The organism is Isoptericola sp. NPDC055881, from assembly GCF_053615895.1.
In genome coordinates this window covers 1-24,806 of record NZ_JBSHCR010000065.1, presented here as the reverse complement: position 1 = coordinate 24,806, position 24,806 = coordinate 1, and the positions used below count along the sequence as shown (strand labels likewise).

Annotated in this window: 22 protein-coding genes and 1 tRNA gene; 9 read left to right on the top strand and 14 right to left on the bottom strand. The window is 73.1% G+C overall.

The window, feature by feature from the left end:
* Window positions 1–56 precede the first annotated feature (56 nt).
* Both ACWGKI_RS16945 and ACWGKI_RS16940 read right to left on the bottom strand, forming a co-directional pair.
* Window positions 57–671: a 50S ribosomal protein L25/general stress protein Ctc gene (locus tag ACWGKI_RS16945; RefSeq protein WP_452188515.1), complete on the bottom strand. Its 615-nt coding sequence runs from the start codon at window positions 669–671 to the stop codon at window positions 57–59.
* A gap of 306 nt (window positions 672–977) precedes the next feature.
* The gene (locus tag ACWGKI_RS16940; protein ID WP_380243241.1) at window positions 978–2,126 is read right to left on the bottom strand and encodes a glycosyltransferase; all 1,149 of its coding nucleotides are present in this window, start codon (window positions 2,124–2,126) and stop codon (window positions 978–980) included.
* 121 nt (window positions 2,127–2,247) lie between these two features.
* On the opposite strand from ACWGKI_RS16940, the gene ACWGKI_RS16935 reads away from it, so the two are divergent.
* Window positions 2,248–2,535: a helix-turn-helix domain-containing protein gene (locus tag ACWGKI_RS16935; RefSeq protein ID WP_452188512.1), complete on the top strand. Its 288-nt coding sequence runs from the start codon at window positions 2,248–2,250 to the stop codon at window positions 2,533–2,535.
* A complete protein-coding gene (locus ACWGKI_RS16930) occupies window positions 2,532–3,764 on the top strand; it encodes a type II toxin-antitoxin system HipA family toxin (RefSeq protein ID WP_452188510.1) in 1,233 nt (410 codons plus the stop codon). Before ACWGKI_RS16935 ends, ACWGKI_RS16930 begins: the two co-directional genes overlap by 4 nt.
* A gap of 61 nt (window positions 3,765–3,825) precedes the next feature.
* On the opposite strand, the gene ACWGKI_RS16925 is transcribed toward ACWGKI_RS16930, so the two are convergent.
* From ACWGKI_RS16925 to ACWGKI_RS16915, 3 genes are all read right to left on the bottom strand, one after another.
* Window positions 3,826–4,809: a ribose-phosphate diphosphokinase gene (locus ACWGKI_RS16925; protein ID WP_380243244.1), complete on the bottom strand. Its 984-nt coding sequence runs from the start codon at window positions 4,807–4,809 to the stop codon at window positions 3,826–3,828.
* Window positions 4,806–6,431: a bifunctional UDP-N-acetylglucosamine diphosphorylase/glucosamine-1-phosphate N-acetyltransferase GlmU gene (gene glmU, locus ACWGKI_RS16920; protein ID WP_452188508.1), complete on the bottom strand. Its 1,626-nt coding sequence runs from the start codon at window positions 6,429–6,431 to the stop codon at window positions 4,806–4,808. The genes ACWGKI_RS16925 and glmU overlap by 4 nt, the downstream gene beginning before the upstream one ends.
* Window positions 6,432–6,576: 145 nt before the next feature.
* Window positions 6,577–6,648: transfer RNA gene (locus ACWGKI_RS16915), tRNA-Gln, on the bottom strand.
* 263 nt (window positions 6,649–6,911) lie between these two features.
* Here ACWGKI_RS16915 and ACWGKI_RS16910 point away from each other — a divergent pair.
* A complete protein-coding gene (locus ACWGKI_RS16910; RefSeq protein WP_452188519.1) occupies window positions 6,912–7,511 on the top strand; it encodes a TetR/AcrR family transcriptional regulator in 600 nt (199 codons plus the stop codon).
* Between the two features lie 10 nt (window positions 7,512–7,521).
* On the opposite strand, the gene ACWGKI_RS16905 is transcribed toward ACWGKI_RS16910, so the two are convergent.
* Window positions 7,522–8,187 carry a TetR/AcrR family transcriptional regulator gene (locus ACWGKI_RS16905; protein ID WP_452188506.1) on the bottom strand — a complete coding sequence of 222 codons (666 nt, stop codon included), beginning with the start codon at window positions 8,185–8,187 and terminating at the stop codon, window positions 7,522–7,524.
* A gap of 100 nt (window positions 8,188–8,287) precedes the next feature.
* On the opposite strand from ACWGKI_RS16905, the gene ACWGKI_RS16900 reads away from it, so the two are divergent.
* Window positions 8,288–9,154 carry an alpha/beta fold hydrolase gene (locus ACWGKI_RS16900; RefSeq protein ID WP_452188504.1) on the top strand — a complete coding sequence of 289 codons (867 nt, stop codon included), beginning with the start codon at window positions 8,288–8,290 and terminating at the stop codon, window positions 9,152–9,154.
* Between the two features lie 56 nt (window positions 9,155–9,210).
* Here the strand turns inward: ACWGKI_RS16900 and fdhA are convergent, their stop codons facing one another.
* On the bottom strand, window positions 9,211–10,434 hold the full coding sequence (fdhA, locus tag ACWGKI_RS16895; RefSeq protein ID WP_380243248.1) for a formaldehyde dehydrogenase, glutathione-independent: 1,224 nt from the start codon (window positions 10,432–10,434) through the stop codon (window positions 9,211–9,213).
* A gap of 152 nt (window positions 10,435–10,586) precedes the next feature.
* Here fdhA and fdhD point away from each other — a divergent pair, with 152 nt between their 5' ends.
* The 4 genes from fdhD (at window position 10,587) to ACWGKI_RS16875 (ending at window position 15,711) form a co-directional block, all read left to right on the top strand.
* Window positions 10,587–11,480 (top strand): formate dehydrogenase accessory sulfurtransferase FdhD, encoded by an 894-nt coding sequence (fdhD, locus tag ACWGKI_RS16890; RefSeq protein WP_452188502.1) that lies wholly within the window; start codon window positions 10,587–10,589, stop codon window positions 11,478–11,480.
* A complete protein-coding gene (locus ACWGKI_RS16885) occupies window positions 11,477–13,798 on the top strand; it encodes an FdhF/YdeP family oxidoreductase (RefSeq protein WP_452188500.1) in 2,322 nt (773 codons plus the stop codon). Before fdhD ends, ACWGKI_RS16885 begins: the two co-directional genes overlap by 4 nt.
* A gap of 162 nt (window positions 13,799–13,960) precedes the next feature.
* Window positions 13,961–14,464, top strand: coding sequence for a MarR family winged helix-turn-helix transcriptional regulator (locus ACWGKI_RS16880; RefSeq protein WP_380243251.1), 504 nt, complete (start codon window positions 13,961–13,963; stop codon window positions 14,462–14,464).
* Window positions 14,461–15,711: an MFS transporter gene (locus ACWGKI_RS16875; RefSeq protein ID WP_452188497.1), complete on the top strand. Its 1,251-nt coding sequence runs from the start codon at window positions 14,461–14,463 to the stop codon at window positions 15,709–15,711. Before ACWGKI_RS16880 ends, ACWGKI_RS16875 begins: the two co-directional genes overlap by 4 nt.
* Here ACWGKI_RS16875 and ACWGKI_RS16870 read toward each other — a convergent pair.
* The 7 genes from ACWGKI_RS16870 to ACWGKI_RS16840 all read right to left on the bottom strand — a co-directional run bounded on the left by ACWGKI_RS16870 (window position 15,699) and on the right by ACWGKI_RS16840 (window position 23,451).
* Entirely contained in the window at window positions 15,699–16,505 is an 807-nt protein-coding gene (locus tag ACWGKI_RS16870) for a serine hydrolase (protein WP_452188517.1), read from the bottom strand. The genes ACWGKI_RS16875 and ACWGKI_RS16870 overlap by 13 nt on opposite strands.
* On the bottom strand, window positions 16,505–17,320 hold the full coding sequence (locus tag ACWGKI_RS16865) for a type 1 glutamine amidotransferase (RefSeq protein WP_452188495.1): 816 nt from the start codon (window positions 17,318–17,320) through the stop codon (window positions 16,505–16,507). The genes ACWGKI_RS16870 and ACWGKI_RS16865 overlap by 1 nt, the downstream gene beginning before the upstream one ends.
* Window positions 17,321–17,322: 2 nt before the next feature.
* Window positions 17,323–18,618 carry an ABC transporter ATP-binding protein gene (locus tag ACWGKI_RS16860; RefSeq protein ID WP_452188493.1) on the bottom strand — a complete coding sequence of 432 codons (1,296 nt, stop codon included), beginning with the start codon at window positions 18,616–18,618 and terminating at the stop codon, window positions 17,323–17,325.
* Complete coding sequence (locus ACWGKI_RS16855; RefSeq protein WP_452188491.1) at window positions 18,611–19,681, bottom strand: ABC transporter ATP-binding protein; 1,071 nt, start codon at window positions 19,679–19,681, stop codon at window positions 18,611–18,613. Before ACWGKI_RS16855 ends, ACWGKI_RS16860 begins: the two co-directional genes overlap by 8 nt.
* Before the next feature lie 5 nt (window positions 19,682–19,686).
* A complete protein-coding gene (locus tag ACWGKI_RS16850; RefSeq protein WP_380243256.1) occupies window positions 19,687–20,619 on the bottom strand; it encodes an ABC transporter permease in 933 nt (310 codons plus the stop codon).
* Complete coding sequence (locus ACWGKI_RS16845) at window positions 20,612–21,580, bottom strand: ABC transporter permease (RefSeq protein WP_452188489.1); 969 nt, start codon at window positions 21,578–21,580, stop codon at window positions 20,612–20,614. The genes ACWGKI_RS16850 and ACWGKI_RS16845 overlap by 8 nt, the downstream gene beginning before the upstream one ends.
* Window positions 21,581–21,810: 230 nt before the next feature.
* Window positions 21,811–23,451 (bottom strand): peptide ABC transporter substrate-binding protein, encoded by a 1,641-nt coding sequence (locus tag ACWGKI_RS16840; RefSeq protein ID WP_452188487.1) that lies wholly within the window; start codon window positions 23,449–23,451, stop codon window positions 21,811–21,813.
* Between the two features lie 369 nt (window positions 23,452–23,820).
* On the opposite strand from ACWGKI_RS16840, the gene ACWGKI_RS16835 reads away from it, so the two are divergent.
* Window positions 23,821–24,806, top strand: a 986-nt coding sequence (locus tag ACWGKI_RS16835) for a hypothetical protein (protein WP_452188485.1), incomplete at its 3' end; no start/stop codon positions are given.

Sequence of the window (24,806 nt, the reverse complement as noted above, 5' to 3'; positions counted from 1 at the left end):
GGCCCACTTCCGAGGACGGAAGTGGGCCAAGGTCCCGCTCACAGCGGTGGAGGTGGTCAGCCCTCGGTGGACTCGGCGGCCTCGGTGGTCTCCTCGGCGGCCTCGCCCTCCTCGGCCTCCTCGTCGGCGACCTCGCCACGCGGCTCGGAGACGGCGACGACGGCGGCGTCCGGGTCGGTGAGCAGCGTCGCGCCCTCGGGCAGGGCGACCTCGCCGGCGGTGACGTGCGAGCCGGCCTCAAGGCCCTCGATCGAGACCTCGACCGACTCGGGCAGGTTGGTGGCGAGCGCCTCGACCGACAGGGTCTGCGCCTCGACGAAGTGGATGGTGCCGGGGGCCGACTCGCCCACGACGTTCACGGTGACGTCGACGGCGATCTTCTCGCCGCGCTTCACGAGGAGCAGGTCGATGTGCTCGATGGTGCCGCGGACGGCGTCGCGCTGGATGTCCTTGACGACGGCCATCTCGGAGACGTCGTCCAGCTCGATGGTGAACAGCGCGTTGGAGTGACGCACGGCGAGCATGGTCTCGTGGCCCGGCAGCGTGATGTGCAGCGGGTCGGTGCCGTGCCCGTACAGGACGGCGGGGATCTTGTTCTCACGACGGATGCGGCGGGCGGCGCCCTTGCCGAACTCGGTGCGGGCCTCGGCGGCGAGCTTGATGTCGGACACGTGGATCACTCCTGGGATGTCTGTGCGTGCCGATGGCCAGAGGGAGCCGTCGGCTGTCCACGAGGCGTGTGGTCCCCGCGAACTGCGGTTGCGTCGGCGTGGGACACGTGACGGACGCGATCGAGAGCGCGCCGTGGGGGCACCAACGAGAATGGTGCACCGACAGCCGCCCAGTCGATCACGGAAATCCGACGGATCCTGCTCTGAGGGTGGCGGCCTGGTCGCAGTGCTGAACCTGCACGACCCTGCGTGACCGGCGCCCGTCAGACGTCCCTCGCCGAGGCAACCGGACGAGTATAGCCTCCCTCAGGGCCGGGCGTGCTCGCCCGAGCGGTCGCGGGAGCCCCCGCGGGCCCCGGCCGACCCGCGCGGGCGGTAGACCACCTGCGCCTGGAAGACGAACCGCACGACGAACGCCACGAGGATGAGCACCGCCTGCACCACCTCGGGGTGCGGCGCCGCCTGCTCGACGATCCACCACAGCAGCAGCGTGCGGACCACGGCCTCGGTGCCGTTGAAGGCGAAGGACCGCACGAACCGGCCCCAGAAGCCGTGAGCACCGTCACGCAGGTCGGCGAAGACGAACCGCTCCTGCAGCAGGAAGTTGAGGACGATCGTCACCGCGTTCGCCACGATCACGGCGGGCAGGTAGTGGATGCCGGCAGCCTGCATGGCGGCGAGGATCGCCAGGTTGAGCACGGCGCCGGCGCCGCCGATGAGCGCGAACGGCGAGAGCCGCCCGAACCGCAGCAGGGTGAGCTGCTGCACGTACCGCAGCCCGTTCGCGACGGTGGCCTTGGACCGCCCCGCGAACCGCTCGCCGAACACGAACGGCTCCTCGACGACGACGAGCCGCTGCCGCGCGAGGATCTCCAGCAGGATCTTGAACCCCCGCGGCTGGAGCGCGTCGAGGTCGACCGCGCCCTGACGCACCACGAAGAAGCCCGTCATCGGGTCGGACACGTCGCGCAGCTTCACGGGGAACATCGACCGGGCCAGCAGCCCGGAGGCCTTCGAGACCCAGCGCCGGTAGCGGCCGTCGAGCCCGCCGGCGTCCCCGCGGCCGGTGTACCGGGAGGCGACGACGACGTCCGCGCCCGTCTCGCCGGCGGTGGCGAGCAGGACGGGCACCATCTCCGGCGGGTGCTGCAGGTCGCCGTCCATCACGACGACTCGCTCGCCGGCGGCGGCCTGCAGGCCGGCCACGACGGCGCCGGACAGCCCGCCGTCGGGGGCCGCGCGGTGCAGCAGCCGCACCGGCAGCTCGGACCCCGCGGCCACGCGCTCGATCTCGGCGGGGGTGTCGTCGGTGGAGTCGTCGACGAAGAGCACCTCGACGCCGCCGGGCACGACGCCGCCGCCGAGCGCGGCGGTCAGCCGGCGCACCAGCTCCGCGACGTTCGGACCCTCGTTGTAGGTGGGGACCAGCACGGTCACGTCCACGGGCGTCTCCATCGTCCGCACAGCCTACGACCCCGGCCTGACCGGCTCGTGAGAGTCACGAACTATGACGATCATGCTCGCCACAACTGGTGAATACGCCTAGAATACTCGGCAAAAGATCAGGGGAGCAACGATGCCTGGGTACAAGATCGACCGACAGGTCCACGAGTTCGGCGAGCACGTGCGCGGGTGGCGCATGGTCCTGGGCCTGACGGCGCAGCAGGTGGCCGAGCGGGCCGACATCACGCGCGACACCCTCCGCAAGATCGAGACCGGGGACCCGAGCGTGGGCTTTCGCTCCGTCGCGCAGGTGCTGCGCGCGCTGGGCGTGCTGGACACCGCCGTCGACGCGGTGGACCCGCTACGCAGCGACATCGGCCGCCTGCGTGCCGGGAACCTGACGAAGAAGCGCGCCCGATGACCACCGTCGAGGTCTTCGTCGACGAGGACGGGCGGACCACAGCGGTCGGCAGGGCGCACTTCACCCGGACGCGAGGACAGATCTCCACCACGTTCCTCTACGACCCGGACTACCTCACGGGCAGCGGAACCGTCGTCGACCCCGCGCTGCCGCTGGTGTCCGGGGCACAGCACCAGGTCGGCCTCGTCCGGGCCTTCGCCGACAGCGCTCCCGACCGTTGGGGGCGGAACCTGGTCGAGAAGGCGGAGCGGGCGCGCGCCCGCACGGAGAACAGAGCGCCGAGAAGGCTCGACGACGTCGACTTCCTGCTCGGGGTCAGCGACGACACCCGCCAGGGCGCGCTGCGATACCGCCTGCCCGGGCAGCAGGACTTCCTCGGCGGACCCTCGAGCGTTCCCCAGCTCATCTCGCTGCCGGAGCTCCTGCGCGCCTCCGACGAGCTGGCGTCCGACGACGACCCGTCCCGTGCCGTCAAACAGCTCCTCGACACGGGGACGACGGGTCTGGGCGGAGCGCGGCCCAAGGCATCGGTGCGGCTCGAGGACGGCAGCCTGGCGATCGCGAAGTTCCCGCACTCCAGCGACGGCTGGGACGTCATGGCCTGGGAGGCGACGACGCTCGACCTCCTGGAGAACGCGGGGATACGCGCGCCACAACGCCGCCTGACACGCGTGGGAGAGCGCAGCGTGCTGATCCTGCGCAGGTTCGACAGAGGCCGCGCCGGCGACCGTATCGGCTACATCAGCGCCATGACCGCGACAGGCTCGTCCGACGGCCAGCGTCGTGACTACGCCGACATCGCCGAGGCGATCCGTGACCTGTCTCTGTCACCGCGTCGGGACCATCACGAGCTCTTCGACCGCGTCGTCGCGAGCGTCGCCCTCGGCAACACGGACGACCACCTTCGTAACCACGGCTTCCTCGCCGACCGCGGTTCGTGGACGCTGAGCCCCGTGTTCGACGTGAACCCGAACCCCGACCCGTTCAGGGCGCGCTCGACCTCGGTCATGGGTGCCGACGCGCCACCCGACGAGGTGGACGGCCTGCTGGCCCTCGCCGAGGAGTGCAGCCTGACGGTCGACCAGGCACGGGAGCGGATGGCCCGCACCGCGTCCGCGCTCGCGGGCTGGCGGGACCAGGCGCGGAGGCATCAGGTCGGCGAGCACGAGATCGCCATGATGGCCGAGTCGGTCGAGCCGCGCCTGGAGGCGGTCGCAAGGGCGGCCTGACGACAGAGCGCGGGGCGCGACGACGGCTCGTCGCACCCCGCGCTCCACGGAGAGGGCCTGGTCAGGCGTTGCCGTCGAACAGGCTCGTCACGGAGCCGTCGTCGAAGACCTCACGGATCGCGCGCGCGACGAGCGGCGCGATGGACAGCACGGTGAGCTTGTCGAACCGCTTCTCGGCGGCGATCGGCAGCGTGTCGGTCACCACCACCTCGGTGGCGCCGCACTCCTGCAGGCGCTGCGCGGCGGGGTCGGACAGCACGCCGTGGGTCGCCGCGACGGTCACGGACCGGGCGCCGGCCTCCATGACCACCTTGACGGCCTCGGCGATGGTGCCGCCGGTGTCGATGAGGTCGTCGACGAGCACGCAGTCGCGCCCCTCGACCTCGCCGACCACACGGTTGGCGACGGCCTGGTTGGGGCGCGTGACGTCGCGCGTCTTGTGCACGAACGCCAGCGGGCAGCCGCCCAGCTTGGCGGCCCACTGCTCGGCCACGCGGATGCGGCCGGCGTCCGGCGAGACGACGGCGACGTTCGCGAGGTCCACGCGGGTGCGCACGTAGTCGACGAGGACGGGCATGGCCCACAGGTGGTCGACCGGACCGTCGAAGAAGCCCTGGATCTGCGGCGTGTGCAGGTCCACGCTGAGGATGCGGTCGGCGCCCGCGGTCTTCAGCATGTCGGCCACGAGGCGGGCCGAGATGGGCTCGCGCCCGCGGCTCTTCTTGTCCTGGCGGGCGTACGCGTAGAACGGCGCGACGGCGGTCACGGACCGCGCCGAGCCGCGCTTGGCGGCGTCCACCATGAGGAGCTGCTCCATGAGCCACTGGTTCACCGGCGCGGTGTGGCTCTGCAGCAGGAAGATGTCGCTGCCGCGGACGGACTCGCTGAAGCGCACGTACGTCTCGCTGTTCGCGAAGTCGTACGCCGAGACGGGCAGCAGCTCGATGCCGAGCTCCTTCGCCACCGCCTCCGCGAGCTCCGGGTGCGCCCGCCCGGAGGCGAGGACCAGGGTGCGCTCTCCGGTTCCGGGGATGAAGTTGTTCATCGCTGCGTGCTTCCTTCGGTCGGGTCGGAACTGTCGCCGGCGGGGGCGGTGGCGTCGTCTGCGGGCGGCACCACGGGGATGGCACCCGTGAGGGCATTGTGGGCGGCGAGCTGCTGCTGCGCCTGCGCGCCGAGCTGCTGGTCCGCGGACGCGCTGCCGGCGGCGCCGGCGCGGGCGGCGGCCTCGGCGGCCGGGGTGCCCGGCCAGCGGCGGTCGACCCAGCCCTCGATGTTGCGCTGCTGCGAACGCGCGACGCCGAGCGCACCGGCTGGCACGTCCTTGACGATGACGGAGCCCGCGGCCGTGTACGCGCCGTCGCCCACGGAGACCGGCGCGACGAACATGTTGTCCGCGCCCGTCTTCGCGTACGAGCCGATCACCGTGCGGTGCTTCTTGACGCCGTCGTAGTTCACGGTGACGGAGGCGGCACCGATGTTCGTGTGCTCGCCGATCGTCGCGTCGCCCACGTACGACAGGTGCGGCACCTTCGAGCCCTCGCCGATCTGCGCGTTCTTCGTCTCGACGAAGGTGCCGATCTTGCCCTTCGTGGCCAGCTCGGTGCCGGGGCGGAGGTAGGCGAACGGCCCGACCGACGCGTGGGGGCCGATCACGGACAGCGAGCCGTGGGTGCGCACGACGGTCGCGCCGGGGCCGACCTCGACGTCCCGCAGCGTGGTGTCGGGCCCGATCGTCGCGCCGGACTCCACCTTCGTGGCGCCGTGCAGCTGGGTGCCCGGCAGCAGCGTGACGTCGGGCGCGAGCTCGACGTCGACGTCCACCCAGGTGGTCGCGGGGTCGACGACCGTCACGCCCGCCTGCATCCACTCGACCAGGACCCGCCGGTTGAGCTCCGCGCCGAGGGTCGCGAGCGCCACCCGGTCGTTGACGCCCTCGACGAGCATCGGGTCGTCGCTGAGCACGGCGCGCACGGCGCCGCCCTCGGCCCGTGCCGACGCGACGACGTCCGTGAGGTACACCTCGCCCTGCGCGTTGTCGGTGCCGAGCCCGGCCAGGCCGCGCCGCAGCACGGCGGCGTCGAAGACGTAGACGGAGCTGTTGATCTCGCGGATCGCGCGCTGCTCGGGCGTCGCGTCCTTGTGCTCGACGATCGCGAGCACGTCGCCCGACCCGGTCTCGCGCACGATGCGGCCGTAGCCGGTGGCGTCCTCGACCTCGGTCGTGAGGATGGTGACCGCGTTGCCGTCCGCGTGGTGGGCGGCGAGCAGCTCCGCGAGCGTGGCGCCGTCGAGCAGCGGGATGTCGCCGGCGAGGACGACGACCGCGCCGTCGAGCCCGTCGCCGAGGGGGTGCTCCCCACCGTCGAGGTGCTCGTCGTGCAGGTCGTCGGCGTGCGCCAGCGCGGCCGCGCGGCCGGCGTGGGCGCGGGCGTCCAGCGCGTCGAGCGCGCACTGCACGGCGCGTCCGGTGCCGGGGATCTCGTCCTGGTCGACGACGAGCGCCGTGGGGTCGAGCTCCAGCGCCGCCGTCGCGACGAGCTCGCGCTCGTGCCGCACGACCACGGCGACGTGCTGCGGGGACAGCTCTGTCGCGGCCGTCATCACGTGCCCGAGCAGCGTGCGCCCGCCGATGGCGTGCAGCATCTTCGGCGTCGCGGACCTCATGCGGGTGCCCTGCCCTGCGGCGAGGACGACGACGGCCGCCGGACTGGGGGTAGAGGGTGCCTCGGTCGAACCTGCAGCGGTCGAGCCTGTCGAGACCACGAGTGCTCCGTCTCTCTCGGGGTGTGCTTCGTCGGTGGTGCACGCGCTCCGCCCCCAGGACTCGAACCTGGACCAAAGGCACCAAAAACCTCTGTGCTGCCGATTACACCAAGGCGGATCGGGTCCCGGGCCGGTGCACGCAGCAGGCGCGGCACCGTCGGGCGTCCGTCCTCAGTCTGCCAGGTCTGCAGCACCGCCCCCGCACGTCGCGGGGCCGTCGACGCCGACCGCGGCGTGGCACGCACCACATCTCGCAGGACGGCCTGATGGTGTGGCGGACGTTCCTCGACGAGAGACCTCCTCGCTTCCGGGTGGCCCGCCCGGCACAATGAGCCCATGCCCTCCGATCCCCGAGCGCCCAAGCGTCCGCCGCGCGCCCGGATGACGGCCAGCCAGCGGCGCGAGCAGCTGATCGAGGTCAGTCGCGGCCTGTTCGCCGAGAAGGGCTTCGAGGGCACCAGCGTCGAGGAGATCGCGGCCCGCGCCGAGGTGTCCAAGCCGGTGGTCTACGAGCACTTCGGGGGCAAGGAGGGCATCTACGCCGTCGTCGTCGACCGCGAGGTGCGCGCGCTGACCTCCGCGCTGACGGGCGCCCTCGAGGAGGGGGGCCACCCCAAGGTGCTGGTCGAGCGCACGGCGCTGGCGCTGCTCGGCTACATCGAGGCGTCGGAGGACGGGTTCCGCATCCTGGTGCGCGACTCCCCCGTCGCCCAGGCCACCGGTACGTTCTCCAGCCTGATCGGGGACGTCGCCACCCTGGTCGAGCACATCCTCGGCGACCAGTTCAAGGCGAACGGGCTGGACCCGAAGGCGGCGCCGCTGTACGCGCAGATGCTCGTGGGCATGGTCGCCCTCACCGGCCAGTACTGGCTCGACGCCCGCAGCCCCGGCAAGGCCGAGGTGGCGGCTCACCTGGTGAACCTCGCGTGGAACGGGCTGTCCGGCATGGTCAAGAAGCCCGAGCTCACCCGGTCCCGCTGAGCCGTTCGGCTCATCGAGCGTGACCGACGACGTGGTCGAGCAGCCGGTCGACGACGGCGAGCGCGGTCTCCCCGTCCACGTGCCTGGCAAGGATCCCTTGCGTCAGGCCGGCGGCCGACGCGAGCACCAGCTCCGCGTCCAGGCGGGCCGGGTCGTCCGCGCCTGAGCCTGACCCTGTGCCCGGCCCTGAACCCGGCACCGTGCCCTCGTCGTCGCCCCGCGCCCGCAGCACCTGCCCCGCGACGAGGTCGACGAGCGCCCGCGGGGCACCGCGCAGATCCTCTGACGTGACGGCCTCGTTCGTCAGGGCCGCGGCGTGGAAGGCGGCCAGGACGACGGCGTCCGCGCGGCGGGCGCCGTCGAGCGGGAGGAGCCCGGCGAGCACGGCGCGCAGGACGGCGCGGGGCGGGGGCAGCGGGGCTGCGGCGTCCCCGGCGACGCCGCCGGGCTCCCGGACGCCGAACCGCGCGGCCGACCCCTCGATCACCGCGCGGTGCGTCGCGACGAGCAGCCCGTGCTTGTTCCCGAAGTAGTACTGCACGAGCCGCACGGAGACGCCGGACTCGGCGGCGACGGCCTGGAACGTGGCCGCCTCCAGCCCGTCGCGCGCGACGACGCGGCGGCAGGCGTCGGTGATCTGGCGGCGGCGCTGGTCGTGGTCCACCCGTCGTGGCACGGGCTCTCCCTCTCGGTCGTCCTCGGCGGTCGCCGTTGATGATACGTGCGTACCATTTTGATGGTACGGTCATACCATCAACCGCGCACCAGGAGGTCCGATGTCGTCGACAGGCCGCTTCACCAGCGAGGCCGCACGCAGCGCGTACGAGGCGGCGTACCGCGACCTCGAGGCGTTCTGGCCGCTGCCGTCGGAGGACGTCCGGGTCGAGACCGCCTACGGCCCCACGCACGTGCGCCGTTCCGGCGCCGGCAGCCGGACGCCGCTGGTCCTCCTGCACGGCCTGAACGGCACCGGCCTGAGCTGGCACGGCGTCGTGCCCGCCCTGGCTGCCGACCGCGTCGTCTACGCTCCCGACGTCGTCGGCACGGCCGGGCGCAGCGAGCAGACGTCGCCGCTGACCTCGGCCGACGACTACGCCGCGTGGGGCGCCCAGCTGCTCGAGGGACTCGGGCTGCAGCGCGCGCACGTGCTCGGCTACTCCGAGGGTGCGTGGTTCGCCGCGCTGCTGGCCTCCCGCGCGACCGACCGGGTGGGCGCGCTCGTCCTCGGCGAGGGCATCACCGCGCTGGTCAGGCCCGACCGGAAGGTCGTCTCGCGGATGGTCCGCGCCGCCGCCCTCCCGACGGCGCGCAACCTCGCCCGCCTCGACGAGTGGCTGAACCCCGGCGTCACCCTGACCGACGCGGACCGCGCGCTCGCCCGCGCGGCCATGCGCTACCGCCGTCGGACGCCGTGGCCGAGCCCCCTGCCCGACGAGCGGCTGCGCGCGATCACCGCCCCGACCCTGGCGTGCTTCGGCGCGGACACCAGGCTCGGCGACCCGGTCGCCGCGGGCCGTCGCGTCACCGAGCACGTGCGCGACTCCCGCGTCGAGCTGGTGGCCGGCGGCGGCCACGGCGTCCTGTGGCAGCTCCCCGACCGGGTGCTCCCGCTGGTGGACGAGTTCCTGCGCGCCCACGACTGAGCACCTGTCAGGACCACGGGCGGGGATGCCGTGCCGTGGCCCTGACAGGCCGCCCGTCACTTGCCGTCGAGGTACCCGTTCGCGTTGATGACGTACTTCGTCGCGGCACCGGCGTCGAACTCGGCGTAGCTCTGCGGAGCCTGGTCGAGGGTGATCGCCTTCGCGTTGACGTTCTTCGCGATCTGCACGCGGTCGTGCAGGATCGCCTGCATCAGGCCGCGGTGGTACTTCATCACCGGGCACTGACCGGTGGTGAACGCGAGCGACTTCGCCCAGCCCGTGCCGAGGCTGAGCGACAGCGACCCCTTCTTCGCCGCCTCGTCGATGCCGCCCGGGTCCCCCGTGACGTACAGCCCCGGGATGCCCAGCGCACCGCCCGCGGCGGTGATCTCCATCAGCGAGTTGAGCACGGTCGCCGGCGCCTCGTGCCCCGAGTCCGACCCGTGCCCCTTGGCCTCGAAGCCGACGGCGTCGATGCCGCAGTCCACCTCCGGGACACCGAGGATCTGCTCGATCTGCTCGGCCGGCCCGCCCTTCGTCAGGTCGACGGTCTCGCAGCCGAACGACCGCGCCTGCTGCAGCCGGTCGGCGTTCATGTCCCCGACGATCACGGCCGCCGCCCCCAGCAGCAGGGCACCCGTCGCGGCGGCGAGCCCGACCGGCCCGGCGCCCGCGACGTACACCGTGGAGCCGACCCCCACGCCGGCCGTCACGGCGCCGTGGAACCCGGTCGGGAAGATGTCGGACAGCATCGTCAGGTCCATGATCTTCTCGAGCGCCTGGTCCTTGTCCGGGAACTTCAGCAGGTTCCAGTCGGCGTACGGGACCAGCACGTAGTTCGCCTGCCCGCCGACCCAGCCGCCCATGTCGACGTAGCCGTACGCGCTGCCCGGCCGGTCCGGGTTCACGTTCTGGCAGATGCCGGTCTTGCGCTCCTTGCAGTTCCTGCACCGGCCGCAGGCGATGTTGAACGGCACCGAGACGATGTCGCCCACCTTGATGAACTCGACGTCCCGGCCCGTCTCCACGACCTCGCCGGTGATCTCGTGCCCTAGCACGAGGTCGGGCGGTGCCGTGGTCCTGCCCCGGACCATGTGCTGGTCCGACCCGCAGATGTTCGTCGCGACGGTCTTGACGATCACGCCGTGCGGCACCTGTCGGCCGATGTTCGCGGGGTTCACCCCGGGCCCGTCCTTGAGCTCGAACGTCGGGTAGTCGATGTCGATGACCTCGACCTGGCCCGGTCCTTTGTAAGCGACCGCGCGGTTGCTGTCTGCCATGGTGCTCCTCCTCGAACACGGCCGGCCCGGGCTGGGCCGGCCCTTCGACCGTAGGCACGGTCGGCCCCGCTCGGCAGGTCGGGCGGCGAGCTCGTGGCCGGATCGGGCGTGCGCCGTTGTGCCGGACGGCGCGGTCTGCTAGGCCTGCAGGTATGACCCGCGTCACCGTCCGACGCCGCGTCAGGCGCGTCACCATCGGCGGGCGCACCACGCGCCGCGAGGACCTGCTCGCCGGCGAGGAGCCCCTGGAGATCCGCGTGGGCGGCCGCTCGCTGGCCGTCACGATGCGCACCCCCGGGCACGACGTCGAGCTCGCGACCGGTTTCCTCGTGTCGGAGGGTGTCGTGACCGACGGCGGCCAGGTCGCCGCCGCGCGGTACTGCGCGGGCACCCCGGGGGTGGCGGCCGAGAACTCCTACAACGTGCTCGACGTCGCGCTCGCTGCGGGCGTCGCCCCGCCGGACCCGGCCCTCGCCCGGGAGTTCTTCACCTCCAGCGCGTGCGGGCTGTGCGGCAAGGCGTCGGTGGACGCCGTGCGCACGCGCAGCGCGTTCGACGTGGCCGACGACCCGGTGCGCGTGGACGCGGCGCTGCTCGCCGCCCTCCCCGGTCGCCTCCGCGCGGCGCAGGACGTCTTCGCCCGGACCGGCGGCCTGCACGCCGCCGGGCTCTTCGACGCCGGGACCGGCGAGGCGCTCGTGGTGCGCGAGGACGTGGGCCGGCACAACGCCGTCGACAAGGTGGTCGGGTGGGCCGCCGCGGCGGGGATGCTGCCGCTGCGGGGCAGGGTGCTCGTCGTGTCGGGCCGGGCCAGCTTCGAGCTGACGCAGAAGGCCGTCATGGCGGGGGTGCCCGTGCTCGCGGCGGTGTCCGCGCCGTCGTCCTTGGCGGCCGAGCTCGCGGACGACGCCGGACTGACCCTCGTGGGCTTCGTCCGGGACCCCACGCTCGTGGTCTACGCCGGCGGGGAACGCGTCGTCGAGGACGTCGAGGACCACCCGTCGCGCGACGCCGCGACGCCGCACCGCAGAGGGGACGCCGCATGAGCACCCAGCAGCCCGAGGAGACCCGGCCCGACGGCGGCGAGCCGCAGGAGCCGCAGCCCACCGGGACCCGGCCGCCGAAGGACTGGGCCGCGGGGGTGCCCGGCATCATGCACGCCCTCACGCCGGCGCTGCGCGGGATGGGCGCCCGCAGGACGGCGAAGCTGTTGCTGTCGATGAACCACCAGCAGGGTTTCGACTGCATGAGCTGCGCCTGGCCCGACCCGGACCGGCGCAAGCCGGCGGAGTTCTGCGAGAACGGGGCCAAGGCGGTCACGTGGGAGGCGACGCCGCTCGTCGTCGAGCCCGCGTTCTGGCAGGAGCATCCCGTCTCCGACCTGCGCACCCGGACCGAGCACTGGCTCGGGCAGCAGGGCCGGCTCGTGGAGCCCGTGCACAAGGCCGCGGGCTCGGACCACTACGTGCCGGTCTCGTGGGACGAGGCGTTCGCGATCCTCGCCGACCGGCTGACCGGCCTCGCCTCCCCCGACGAGGCGTCGTTCTACACGAGCGGGCGCACGTCGAACGAGGCCGCGTTCGTCTACCAGCTGTTCGTGCGCGCCTTCGGCACGAACAACCTGCCCGACTGCTCCAACATGTGCCACGAGTCCACGGGCGCGGCGCTGGGCGAGACGATCGGCGTCGGGAAGGCGACGATCACCTACGACGACTTCGCCCTGGCCGACCTCATCGTGATCATGGGCCAGAACCCGGGCACCAACCACCCGCGCATGCTCACCGCGCTCGAGGAGGCCAAGCAGAACGGGGCGTGCATCGTCGCGGTGAACCCGCTGCCCGAGGCCGGGCTGAAGCGCTACAAGAACCCGCAGACGGTGCGCGGGCTGGCCGGGCGAGGCACGGAGCTCGCCGACCAGTTCCTGCAGATCCGCCTCGGTGGCGACATGGCCCTGCTGCAGGCCGTGTCGAAGCGGGTGCTCGACGCCGAGGCCGCGGCGCCGGGGACCGTGCTGGACCATGCCTTCCTCACCGAGCACGCCACCGGGCTCGAGGAGCTCGCCGCGCACCTGGCCGACCTGGACGAGGAGGCCGTGCTCGCCACGACAGGGCTCACGAGCGCCGAGATCGACGAGCTCGCCGACCGCTACCTCCGCGCCGAGCGCGTCATCGTCACCTGGGCGATGGGTCTCACGCAGCACACGAAGGCCGTCCCGACGATCAAGGAGATCGTCAACCTGCTGCTCCTGCGGGGGAACATCGGACGGCCGGGGGCCGGGGCGTCGCCGATCCGCGGGCACTCGAACGTGCAGGGCGACCGCACGATGGGCATCTGGGAGCAGATGCCGGACAGCTTCCTCGACGCCCTCGACGCGGAGTTCGGCATCGCTTCGCCCCGGGCGCACGGGCTCGACGCCGTGGGCACGGTCGAGGCGATGGCGGCCGGGCGGGTGCGGGTGCTCGTCGCGCTGGGCGGCAACCTCGTCGGGGCGATCTCCGACACCGTCGCGGCGGAGCAGGCCGTCGCGCGCACCGACCTCAGCGTGCAGATCTCCACCAAGCTGAACCGCTCGCACGCCGTCGTCGGGCGCGAGGCGCTGATCCTGCCCACCCTCGGGCGCACGGAGATCGACCGGCAGGCGTCGGGCGAGCAGTTCGTGTCCGTCGAGGACACGGTGTGCGCGGTGCACGCCTCGAGCGGCAAGGTCGACCCCGTGGGGCCCCGGCTCCTGTCGGAGGTGGCGATCGTGACCCGCATGGCGCGCGCCGTCCTGACCGCGTGCGACGGCGACCCGGGACCCGTCGACTGGGCGGCGATGGAGCGCGACTACGACGTGATCCGCGACCACGTGGCCCGCGTGGTGCCCGGGTGCGAGGACTACAACGCCAAGATCCGCCGCGTCAGCGGGTTCCGCCTGCCGCACGGGCCGCGCGACTCCCGGACCTTCCCCACCGCCGACGGCAAGGCGCACCTGACCGTGAACGAGCTCGCGCCGGTGCACTGCCCGCCAGGGCGGCTGCTGCTGCAGACCATCCGCTCGCACGACCAGTTCAACACCACGATCTACCGCCGCGACGACCGGTACCGCGGCATCAAGGGGGGCCGCGCCGTCGTGCTCGTCAACCCCGAGGACCTCGCCGAGCTGGGGCTCGCGGACGGGGTCACCGTCGACGTCCACGGCGAGTACCACGACGGCGTGGACCGCGTGCTGCGCGGCCAGCGCGTCGTCGCCTACCCGACAGCCCGCGGGTGCGCCGCCGCGTACTTCCCGGAGGCGAACGTCCTCGTGCCCCTCGGCGCCACCGCCGAGACCAGCCGCACGCCCGTGTCCAAGGCCGTCGTCGTGCGCCTCGAGCCCGCCTGACCCCGAGGTAGCGCGGACCGTGCCGAGGTAGTCGGGGACGTGCCGAGGTAGTCGGGACCGTGCCGAGGTAGTCGGGACCGTGCCGAGGTAGTCGGGACCGTGCCGAGGTAGTTCACACTCGTCAAGATTCTTGACGTCGAGAGACCGGAGTAGTCTCGGCGCATGGATGTGGAGGCACGGTCCGACGAGGTCGACCGGATCGTCGACGCGTGGCGCCGCGAGCGCCCGGACCTGGACGTCGAGCCGCTGACGGTGTTCTCCCGGGTCAGCCGGCTCGCCCGGCACCTGGACCGCGCGCGGCGTGGCGCGTTCGCGCGGCACGACCTGGAGACGTGGGAGTTCGACGTCCTGTCCGCGCTGCGCCGGGCGGGCGAGCCGTACCGCCTGTCGCCCGGCGTGCTCGTCGCGCAGACGCTCGTCACCAGCGGCACCATGACCAACCGCATCGACCGGCTCGAGGAGCGGGGCCTCGTCGAGCGGCACCGCGCGCCGTCCGACCGCCGCGGCGTGCTGGTGCAGCTCACCGCTGCAGGCCGCCAGCGGGTGGACGCGGCCATGAGCGACCTGCTCGACGTCGAGGCCCGCGTCCTCGACGCGCTGCCGTCCGCCGTGCGGCCGCAGCTCGCGGCGCTGCTGCGCACCGTCGTCGCGCAGTTCGACGAGTGACCCGGCAGCCCTCCCCCTCCCTCGGGCACGACGACGGCGCGCGCACCGGGCTGCTGCTCGCGGCGCTGCTCCTGGTGGCGCTCAACCTGCGGGCGCCGATCACGTCGCTCCCGCCGGTGGTCGACCAGGTCGCGGCCGGGCTGGGCCTGACGCCCACGGGCGCGGGCCTGCTCACCTCGGTGCCGGTGCTGTGCTTCGCGCTGTGCACGCCGCTGGCGTCGGTGCTGGTGGCGCGACTGGGCCCGGAGCTCGCGCTGGGGGCGTCGCTGGCGGGCATCCTCGCCGGCACCGTGCTGCGCTCGGCGGGCACGGTGCCCGCCGCGCTCGTCGGGACGGCGGTGCTGGGTGTCGCCATCTCGGTCGGCAACGTGGCCGTCCCGGTCGTCATCACGCGCGACTTCCGGCGCCGGGCCGCCGCGGTGACCGGCGCGTACAGCGCGACGATGAACCTCGGCTCGACGTTCACCACCATGCTCACCGTGCCGCTCGCGGCAGCGTTCGGCTGGCAGTGGGCCCTGGCCGGCTGGGGCGTCCTCGCGGTGCTGGCGCTCGCGGCGTGGGTGCCGGCCGGCCGCGCCCTGGTCGCCCAGGGTCGCGCGGGTGTCCCCGCGGCCGCCGCGCGGGTGCGCCCGCCGTCGGCGCGGACGGAGCTGGCCGCCCTGGACCCGGCGACGCGCCGGAGCGTGCGACGGCTGGCGGTCCTGCTGTCCGTGGCGTTCGCCGGGCAGGCGAGCGGGTACTACGCGGTGACCGCGTGGCTGCCGGAGATCCTGCACGACCGGCTCGGCATGACGGCCGCCGGCGCGGGCGGTGCCGCGGGCCCGTTCCAGCTCTGCGCGGTGGCGGGGTCGTTCCTCGTGCCCGTCGGCCTGGCACGCGGCCTGTCCGTCCGGCAGGTGGCCGCCGGGCTGTCCCTGATGTGGCTGTCGCTCCCGGTGGGGCTGCTGGTCGCGCCCGACCTGTGGCTGCTCTGGGTGGGCGTGGCCGGCGCGGCGCAGGGCGGCAACTTCACCGCCATCTTCACGCTCGTCGCGCAGCGCAGCCCCGGCGTGGCCGTGGCGCGGCGGACGTCCGCCGTCGTGCAGACCGCCGGCTACGCGTGCGCCGCCCTCGCGCCGACCACGATGGGTGCCGTGCACGAGGCGACCGGCGGGTGGACGGCGCCGCTGCTCGTCGTCACGGGCGTGCTCGCCGTCATGGCCGCGGCGATGTGGGTGGCGTCCGGCCGCCCGCGTCACACCCTCTGACGGACGCCGGCCAGGGTCACCGCGAGCGCACCGAGCGCCCGCAGGGACTCCTCCGCCTGCTGCTCGTCGTAGCCCCGCGTGCAGACGGCGACGACGAGGGCGTCCGGGCCGGGCTCGCCGACGAACGCGACGTCGTGCCGGATGCCGTCCACCCAGCCCGACTTGGACCCGAACGGCACGCCTGCGGGGACGGCGGCGGTGAGCTGCCGGTCGGTCTGGCGCGCGAGCAGCCCGAGCATCCACGAGGTCTGCTCCGGCCCCGCGAGCCGCCCGGTGACGACGGCGGACATCAGCGCCGCGAGGTCGCCCGCCGTCGTCCGGTGGGTCGCTCCCTGGGCCTCGGCCGCGAGGTCGCTGTACTTGCGCCCGACGACGCTCGCGACGGCGCCGGCGTCGGCCAGCACGCGGTTCACGGCGTCGAGACCGACCAGCTCGATGACCAGGTTGGTCGCCTCGTTGGACGACACCACGATCATGCGGTCGACGACCTGGCCCACGGGCACGAGCGTGCCGGGGGCCGGCATGCCGGGGTCGAGGTCGTCGGGCTCGATGCGGTAGTCCGGGGCGCCCGGCACCTGGGACCGGAACGTGTCGGTGCTGGTCACCTCCTGCTCCAGCGTGAGCGCCCCCGACTCCAGCGCGCGGGCTGCCGCGACCAGCACGGCCAGCTTCACGGTCGACGCCGCGTAGAACGGGGCGTCGGCGTCACGCTCGGCGAGCACCTCGCCGCCCGCCCGGCGCACCTGGTACGCGACGACGGGGACGCCGTCCGAGTGCGTGCCCGTGGACACCATCACCGCACCCCCGCATCGTTGTGAGCGGGACTTTGGCCCTGCTCGTCGGCGTGTCGAGGGCGTGTCTCCCGCTCACAGCGGTCGCGGACGACGGCGGCGAAGGCGGCGGCGAGCGCGCGGGCCTGCCGCTCGTTCTCCGGCGCCCGCTCGAGGGCCCCGGTGAGGAGCTCGTCGCGGTCGAAACCGAGCGCGGCCAGCTCGTCCGCGTCCCACGTGCCGATGCGCTCCGGTGCCGCCTCCGGGTGGAACTGCAGCCCCCACGCGACGTCTCCCACGCGGAAGGCCTGGACGCCGCACGCGTCGCTCGTCGCGAGGTGCACCGCCTCCGGCGGCAGGCCGGTGATGGAGTCCACGTGGCTCTCGATCATGCGCACCTCGCCCTCGTCGGCCAGCGGGCCGAGCGGGCCGAGCAGCGGGTCGTCCGCCGCGTCGTCGAGCAGCCGCACGGGGCACAGCCCCTTCTCCGTCTCGCCGGACCGACCCGTGACGGTGCCACCCGTGACGTGCGCCAGGACCTGGCCGCCCAGGCAGATGCCCAGCACCGGCACGCCGGTGTCCAGCGCCTCGGACACCAGCGCACGCTCGTGCGGCAGCCACGGGGCGCGGTCGTCCTCGTCGGGCAGCAGACCGCCACCCAGCAGCACGAGGCCGTCCACGTCGTCCGCCCCGACGAGCGCGGGCACCCGGTCGGCGAGGTCCGCGCCCTCCACCACGACGGCGGCGGCGCCCTCCTCCTCCAGCCAGGCGGGCAGGCGCCCGGGGCCGCTGGTCGGCGAGTTCTGCACGAGGACGACGGTCGGTCGGCGGTCTGGCACGGTCAGCGCTCCCTGCTCTCGGGCACGGTCTCGGGCACGTTCTCAGGCACGGTCTCAGCGGCCTCAGGGGCGGTCTCGGGCATGTCCCCGCGCGCTCGTCCACGCGCAGGGTCCGGTGCGACGTCGCCCGGTGCGACGTCGCCCGGCACGAGGCCTCCTGGCAAGGAGGTACCCGGCGACGAGGTGCCCGACGACGCGCCCGACGACGGCAGCGCGCCGAGCGCCGCGGCCTGCTCCGCGAAGTGGCACGCGGCCGCGTGCGGCGCGCCGGCGCCGTCGCGCCGCCCGAGGGGCACCAGCACCGGGTCCTCGGTGCGGCAGCGCTCGGGGACGGCCTCCGGGCCGTCGCCGGGCACGCCCTGCTCGGTGGCGAGCCGGTGGGCGAGCCAGCACCGCGTGTGGAAGCGGCAGCCCGACGGCGGGTCGGCAGGCGAGGGCGGGTCGCCCTCCAGCATGAGGTCGCGCTCGGCCGGCCGCGCCGTCGGGTCCGGCACGGGCACCGCCGACAGCAGGGCGCGCGTGTACGGGTGGTGCGCGTCGCCGTACACGGCCGGGCCGCCGCCCTCCTCGACGATGCGGCCGAGGTACATCACCGCGACCTCGTCGGCGATGTGCTGCACGACGGCCAGGTCGTGCGCGATGAACAGGTACGACAGCCCCAGCTCGTCCTGCAGGTCCTCCAGCAGGTTGATGACCTGGCCCTGCACGGACACGTCCAGCGCGGAGACGGGCTCGTCGCACACCAGGACTCGCGGCTTCACGGCCAGCGCCCGCGCGATACCGACGCGCTGCCGCTGCCCGCCGGAGAACTGGTGCGGGTAGCGGTGCACGTGGTCCGGGTCGAGGCCCACGAGCTCCAGCAGCTCCGCGACGGCACGACGTCGGCCGCCCTTCGGGACCGCGTCGGGGTGGATGCGGAACGGCTCGGCCACGATCTCCCCCACCGACATCCGCGGGTTGAGCGACGTGTACGGATCCTGGAAGACCATCTGTACAGACCGGCGCAGCTCCCGACGGGCCGCCCGCGACATCCGCGACACGTCCTCGCCGTCCACCAGCACCTGGCCGCGCGTCGGCTTCTCGATGCCCACCAGGACGCGCGCCAGCGTGGACTTGCCCGACCCGGACTCCCCCACCAGTCCCAGCGTGCGGCCCCGCCGCAGGGTCAGCGACACCCCGTCGACGGCCTGCACGTGGCCGGTCGTGCGCTTGATGACGACACCCTGTCGCACCGGGTACGCCTTGGCGAGGTCGCGCACCTCGAGGACGACGTCGGACGACTCGGTCAGCTCAGGCACGGACGCCTCCCAGCAGCTCGGTGGCGAAGTGGCAGGCCGACGACCGCCCGGGGGCGACGTCCTCCAGCGGCGGCACGTCGGTGCGGCACACGTCGCGGGCCATGTCGCACCGCGGGTGGAACGGGCAGCCCGCGGGCACCCGGCCCGGCGCGGGCGGGCGGCCCGGCACCACCGGCAGGCGTCCGCCGACGGCCCGGTCGCCGCCGCCGTCCAGCCGCGGCACCGAGCGCAGCAGCGCCCGCGTGTACGGGTGCCCGGGCGCCGCGTAGAGGTCGCGCACCGGCGCGTGCTCCACCGCCCGGCCCGCGTACATCACGGTGACGTCGTCGGCGACGCCGGCCACGACGCCGAGGTCGTGCGTGATGAGGACCAGCCCCATCTGCCGCTCCGCCTGGATCTCCGCGAGGAGGCGCAGCACCTGCGCCTGCACGGTGACGTCCAGCGCCGTCGTCGGCTCGTCCGCGATCAGCACGTCCGGGTCGAGGGCGAGCGCGGACGCGATCATCACGCGCTGCCGCATGCCCCCGGAGAACTGGTGCGGGTACTCGTCCACGCGCTGCGCCGCGTTCGGCACCTTCACGAGGTCGAGCAGCTCCATCGCACGACGGCGCGCGTCCCGGCGCGACGACCCGGTGCGGGCCCGCAGCGACTCCGACAGCTGGTAACCCACCGTGTGCACGGGGTTGAGAGCCGCCAGCGCGTCCTGGAACACCATCGCGACGTGCGTGCCGTTGTGCGCACGGTGCTGGGTGGGCGACAGCGACAGCAGGTCCGTGCCGCGGTACCGCGCCGACCCGCCGACGACGCGCGCCGTCGGCGGCAGCAGCCCCATGACGGCGAGCGAGCTCACCGACTTGCCGCAGCCCGACTCCCCCACGAGCGCCAGGGTGCGCCCCGCCTCCACCCGGTAGCTGAGCCCGTCGACCGCGCGCACCGCGCCGTCGTCCGAGCGGAACTCGACCGCCAGGTCCTCCACCTCGAGCAGCACCGCGCCCGCCGAGCGCGGCCCGGTCGTGCCGTCCGTCGTCATGTCCACCGTCGTGTCCGTGATGCTCTCCGTCATGTCGGTCACCGGAGCCTCGGGTCGAGGGCGTCGCGCAGGGCGTCACCGAGGACGACGAGCGCCAGCACCGTGAGGATCAGGCACCCGAGCGGGATCAGCAGCAGGTACGGGTAGCCCCCGGTCACCCACTCCGCGCCGTTCGTGATCATGATCCCCCAGCTGATCGCCGGCGGCCGCACCCCGATGCCGAGGAACGCCAGCACGGCCTCCGCGCTGATCACCCCCGCGATCGCCGTCGGCACCAGCGCCGTCACCGGCCCGATCGCGTTCGGCAGCACGTGCCGCACCATCACCCGCAGGTCCGACGCACCCAGCGCGCGCGCCGCCGTCACGTAGTCGAGGTTCTTCGCCTCGAGCACGCTCGCCCGCACATATCTGGCATACCCCATCCACCCGAACGTCGTCAGCACCAGCGCCGGGAGCAGGATGACGTCGAACGCCCCGCCCCCCACGTGCACGTTGCGGAACAACGACAGCAGCAGCAGCGCCGCCAGCAGCAGCGGGATCACGAGGAACACCTCGATGGTGCGGGACACCACCGAGTCCACCCACCCCAGGTAGTACCCCGCGACCAGGCCGAGCACCACGCCGATCACCACCGACGCGCCCACCACCACGAACGCCAGCATCAGCGACGGTCGCGCCCCGTGGACCAGCTGCGCCAGCATGTCGCAGCCGTGCACGTCCGTGCCCAGCGGGTGCTCCGCACCGACGCCCTGCGGCCGGATCTTCGAGTCGCCGATGAGGCATCGCTGCGGGTCCGTGCTGGTGAACAGCAGCGGGAACGCCGCCATCACGGCGAAGAAGACGACCACCAGGGCCGACACGACGACGTCAGGACGACGCCGCAACCGGCGCCAGGCGTCCCCGCCCAGCGACGCGGAGACGTCCACCTTCGGCGCATCCGGGGCGGCAGTGGCAGCGGTGGGCTCAGGCATATCGGATCCTCGGGTCCAGGGCGGCGTAAGCGATGTCGACCACCAGCATCACGACCACCGTCACCACGGCGAGGATCGTCACGACGCCGAGGACCAGGGCCACGTCCGCGCCGCGGACCGCGCTCCACAGCACGCCCCCCATGCCGTAGATGTTCATCATCCCCTCGGTGATGACGGCGCCCGCGAGCGCCTCGGTGAACGTCAGCCCGACAGCCGTCACGACCGGCACCGCAGAGTTGCGCATCACGTGGTGCACGACGACGTGCCGCTCCGTCAGGCCGCGCGAGCGTGCCGTGCGCACATGGTCGCCCGCGTACGACTCCAGCTGGCTCGCCCGCACCAGGCGGATGAACGCCGCCGACCCCGCCAGGCCCAGCAGGATGCCCGGCACCAGCAACGTGGCCCACGGATGGTCGTCGTCGAACGACGGCCGGAACCACAGCGCCGGCAGGCTCTCCGCGCCGAACGTCTCCGTCGCCCACTTGTTCAGGGGCACCGCGAACACGTACCGGTACACCAGCAGCAGCACGAAGATCGGGAACGCGTCGATCAGCACCGACGTCATACGGATCCCGTGGTCCGTCGCCCGGCCGCGCCACCGCGCCGCCACCGTGCCCAGACCCAGGCCCAGCACGAACCACACGATCGTCACGATGAGGAACAGCTTCAGCGTGTTCGGCGCCGCCGTCGCGACGATGTCCGTCACGTCACGGCCTCGCAGGTTCGTGCCGAAGTCGCCCTGCGCGTACGAGCCCAGGCGCTCCACGAACGGCCCCAGGCACGGGTTGCCGGTCTGGTCGTAGCACGGGTCGTCGAGGCCGTAGCGGGCCTCCACCGCCGCGAGCTGCGACTTCGACGGCACGTGGTCGCCGAAGAACGCCAGCGCCGGGTTGCCGTTGAGCTGGATCGCGAACGTCGTGAGCAGGTGCAGCACGAACATCACGAACAGCAGGGTGGCCACGCCCAGGAGGGTGCGGCGAAGGATGTAGCGGCCCATTCACGTTCTCTCTGTCTGCCTTGCGGTGGGCGGCGGTGGGATTCTTGTCGGCAGGCGCACCATCCGCCTCGCTCGTTCCTCGCTCGGCTCCCGCCAGGCCCGGCCAGCCTGCCGACAAGAAACCCACCACCGCCCTCGTGCAGCCTCACCCGCCGCGACCGGTGCGGACCGGCGGGTGAGGCATGGGGGAACTGCTACCCGTTGGTGACCTCGAGGAGGCGCAGCTTGGGCTCACCGCTGAACGGGTCGAGGACCACGTTCGAGACGTTCTCGCTGTAGTACGTGGTGTTCTGCGCCACGAAGAGCGGGACCGTCGGGAAGTCGGCGGCCAGGATCTTCTCCGCCTCCTGGTACTTCGCGACCGCGTCGTCGAGGTTGGCCGCCTCGTCGCCGGCCTTGACGGCCGCCTCGAAGTCGGCGCTGTAGTACCCGAACTCCGTGTTGCCGTTCTTCGCGTCGCCGCTGGCGTACACGGGGGCGAGGTAGTTCTCGTTGAGCGGGTAGTCCGGGAACCAGTTGGCGCGGAACGGGCCGGAGAAGTCGCGCGCCGAGCGGCGGGCGAAGTAGTCCTCCGTCGGGTCCAGCTCGTACGGGATGCCGAGGGTCTCCTGGATGGAGTCGCCGACCGCCTTGAAGAGGGCCTGCTCCGTCTCGTCCTGGCCGAGGTGGATCGTCATCTTCTCGCCGTCGGGCCACCCGCCGGCCTTCGCCAGGGCTTCCTTGGCCGCGTCGGCGTCGAACGTGCACCACTCGCACGTACCGCCGGTGCCACCCGGGACGACGTCCGGCACCACCCAGCTGTCCGCCGGGATCCGCTGGCCGGGCAGCAGGGCGTCGATGATGCCCTGCCGGTCGATGGCCATCGAGATCGCCTTGCGGAACTCGATGTCCTTCCACGGGCCGTCCTTGTACAGCGGGAAGCCGAGGTAGGTGAGCGCGGCGCCCGGGCCCTCGATGTACCGCTCCTGCAGGTCGGGGTCGTTCGCGGCGGCCGCGGTCTCCGCGGGCGGCGGGGTCGCGAAGTCGAGGTTGCCGGCCTGGAAGTCCGGCCAGTTGTCCTCGCCCGTGTACTCCGTCCACTCGATGGCGCCGTACTTCGGCGTCTCCTCGAGCGTGTAGTCCTCCCAGCGCTTGGCGGTGAGGTTCACGCCCTGGTCCCACTTCTCCACCTGGAACGGGCCGTTGCCGATCGGCTGCACCGCGCACGCGTCGATGTCGTCGAGGCACGCCTGGGCGATCGGGAAGAAGCCGGTGTAGCCGAGCATCGTGGAGAAGCCGGCGAAGGGGCCGGTCAGCGTGACCTCGAGCGTCTGCGGGTCCACGACCTTCAGGCCGGACAGGGTGTCCGCCGTGGGCTCCGTGGTGACGTTGCCGTCGTCGTCCGTCTCGCCCTGCATGTCGTCGTACCCGGCGATGCGCTCGAAGAAGTAGTTGTTCGCCATCGCGTTCGGCCCGTAGGCCGCGTAGTTCCAGGCCCGCGCGAACGCGTCCGCGTCGACGTCCTCGCCGTTCTGGAACTTCAGGTCCGGCTTGATCTTGATCGTCCAGACCGTGTTGTCGTCGCTCTCGATGCTCTCCGCCACGTAGTTGTACGGCTCCGTGGTCTTCGGGTCGTACCGGACCAGCCCGTCGTACACGACGTCGAGCACGGAGATGTTGTCCCCGACGTTCGAGTCCATCGGCAGCAGCGTCTCGACGTCCTGCGACAGCGAGAGGTGCAGCGTCGCGTCCGCGTCGCTCCCCCCTCCACCACCGTCGCCGTTCCCGTCGTCGTTCCCGCCACCACCGGAACAGCTCGCCAGCACCAGCGTCACCGCCGTCGCAGCGGCTGCCACCGCAGCCCTTCGCCCCATCGTCACCGGCTTCTCCCCACGTCGTGGTCGCTCCGGGCGCCGTCGCCCTGCGTGTGTACACGTCGTCGTGCACGTCGTCGCGGTCCGGTTCGGCGGACGTACGACGGCGCTGCCGTGGAACATATCGCCATCACGGCCCTCGGTGGTGAAAATCACTGTTAAGGATCCGTAACGATCGGCGGCGAGCCCCGACGCCTCGCTGCCACCGGTCGGCAGTTCGGCCACCGAGCGGCAGTTCGAACTGCCGCGCCCGTCCGGAACTGCCGCCCAGAACCTGCCCCCAGGCCTCGGTCGTCCACAGGCGCGCTCGCGCGGCGCCTGGCCCGCTCGACGGCGCCCCACGCTGTCCGGATGACCGACGACCGACACCTCCTGATCGCCCGCGAGCACGACCCGACGGCTCTCCGGCGCGCGCTCGGCGCCGGCGCGATCTCGCGCGTGCGGCGCGGGGCCTACCGGACCGTGGCAGACGGCGGCCCGCCGGACGCCCGCACCCTCGCCCGGGACCGCATCGGCGCGGTGCACCGCCAGCTCGAGGCCGACCACGTCTTCAGCCACGAGAGCGCGGCCCTGCTGTGGGGCGTGCCGCTGTGGGAGGCGCCCACGACGACGCACGTGCTGCAGCGGTCCGGTGCGAGCTCCCGCTCGGCGCGCGACGTCGCGCGGCACCGTGGCCTGCCGGAGCGGTGGGTGGAGCTCGAGGGGCTGCCCGTGACCGACCTCGCGCGGACCGTCGTCGACTGCGTCACCACCCTGCACCCGCTGGAGGGGCTCGTCGTCGCCGACTGGGCGCTCGGCCACGGCCTCGACCGCGGTGAGGCGCTCGGCCTGCTGGGTGCACGACGTCGCCGGAACGGGACGGCTCGGGGACGGCTCGTCCTGGAGCTCGCCGAGGGTGCCGTCGACCCTCCGTGGGAGACCTGGCTGCGGTACGTGGCGCTGCGGGCCGGTCTGCCGCGCCCACGCACGCAGTTCCGCGTCGACACGCACGCCGGGCGGTTCTTCGTCGACCTCGCCTGGCTCGAGCACCGCGTGCTCGCCGAGTTCGACGGCCGGATCAAGTACCGGGACGGCGCGTTCGGCACCGGGTACGACGCCGAGCAGGCGCTGTTCGAGGAGAAGGTGCGCGAGGACGCCATCACCGAACGGTTGGGGGTGCGTCCACTGCGGTTCGTGGCGCGGGACGCCCGCGACCCGGACAGCGTCACGCGCCGGCTCCTCGCCCGGTTCCCACCCGACGTGCGACGCGCCGCACGCGTCCGTCCCCGGCTGCCGCTCCCGCCGCGCCCCGTGCCCGATCAACGCGGCAGTCTCGGATCACGTCGGCAGTTCGAGCT

Bases quoted from the DNA above. Each gene is read 5' to 3' on its own strand.
- ACWGKI_RS16940 (WP_380243241.1), bottom strand. From the start codon at position 2,126: ATGGAGACGCCCGTGGACGTGACCGTGCTGGTCCCCACCTACAACGAG.
- ACWGKI_RS16935 (WP_452188512.1), top strand. From the start codon at position 2,248: ATGCCTGGGTACAAGATCGACCGACAGGTCCACGAGTTCGGCGAGCAC.
- ACWGKI_RS16930 (WP_452188510.1), top strand. From the start codon at position 2,532: ATGACCACCGTCGAGGTCTTCGTCGACGAGGACGGGCGGACCACAGCG.
- ACWGKI_RS16925 (WP_380243244.1), bottom strand. From the start codon at position 4,809: ATGAACAACTTCATCCCCGGAACCGGAGAGCGCACCCTGGTCCTCGCC.
- glmU (WP_452188508.1), bottom strand. From the start codon at position 6,431: ATGAGGTCCGCGACGCCGAAGATGCTGCACGCCATCGGCGGGCGCACG.
- ACWGKI_RS16910 (WP_452188519.1), top strand. From the start codon at position 6,912: ATGACGGCCAGCCAGCGGCGCGAGCAGCTGATCGAGGTCAGTCGCGGC.
- ACWGKI_RS16900 (WP_452188504.1), top strand. From the start codon at position 8,288: ATGTCGTCGACAGGCCGCTTCACCAGCGAGGCCGCACGCAGCGCGTAC.
- fdhA (WP_380243248.1), bottom strand. From the start codon at position 10,434: ATGGCAGACAGCAACCGCGCGGTCGCTTACAAAGGACCGGGCCAGGTC.
- fdhD (WP_452188502.1), top strand. From the start codon at position 10,587: ATGACCCGCGTCACCGTCCGACGCCGCGTCAGGCGCGTCACCATCGGC.
- ACWGKI_RS16885 (WP_452188500.1), top strand. From the start codon at position 11,477: ATGAGCACCCAGCAGCCCGAGGAGACCCGGCCCGACGGCGGCGAGCCG.
- ACWGKI_RS16880 (WP_380243251.1), top strand. From the start codon at position 13,961: ATGGATGTGGAGGCACGGTCCGACGAGGTCGACCGGATCGTCGACGCG.
- ACWGKI_RS16870 (WP_452188517.1), bottom strand. From the start codon at position 16,505: ATGGTGTCCACGGGCACGCACTCGGACGGCGTCCCCGTCGTCGCGTAC.
- ACWGKI_RS16855 (WP_452188491.1), bottom strand. From the start codon at position 19,681: ATGACGGAGAGCATCACGGACACGACGGTGGACATGACGACGGACGGC.
- ACWGKI_RS16850 (WP_380243256.1), bottom strand. From the start codon at position 20,619: ATGCCTGAGCCCACCGCTGCCACTGCCGCCCCGGATGCGCCGAAGGTG.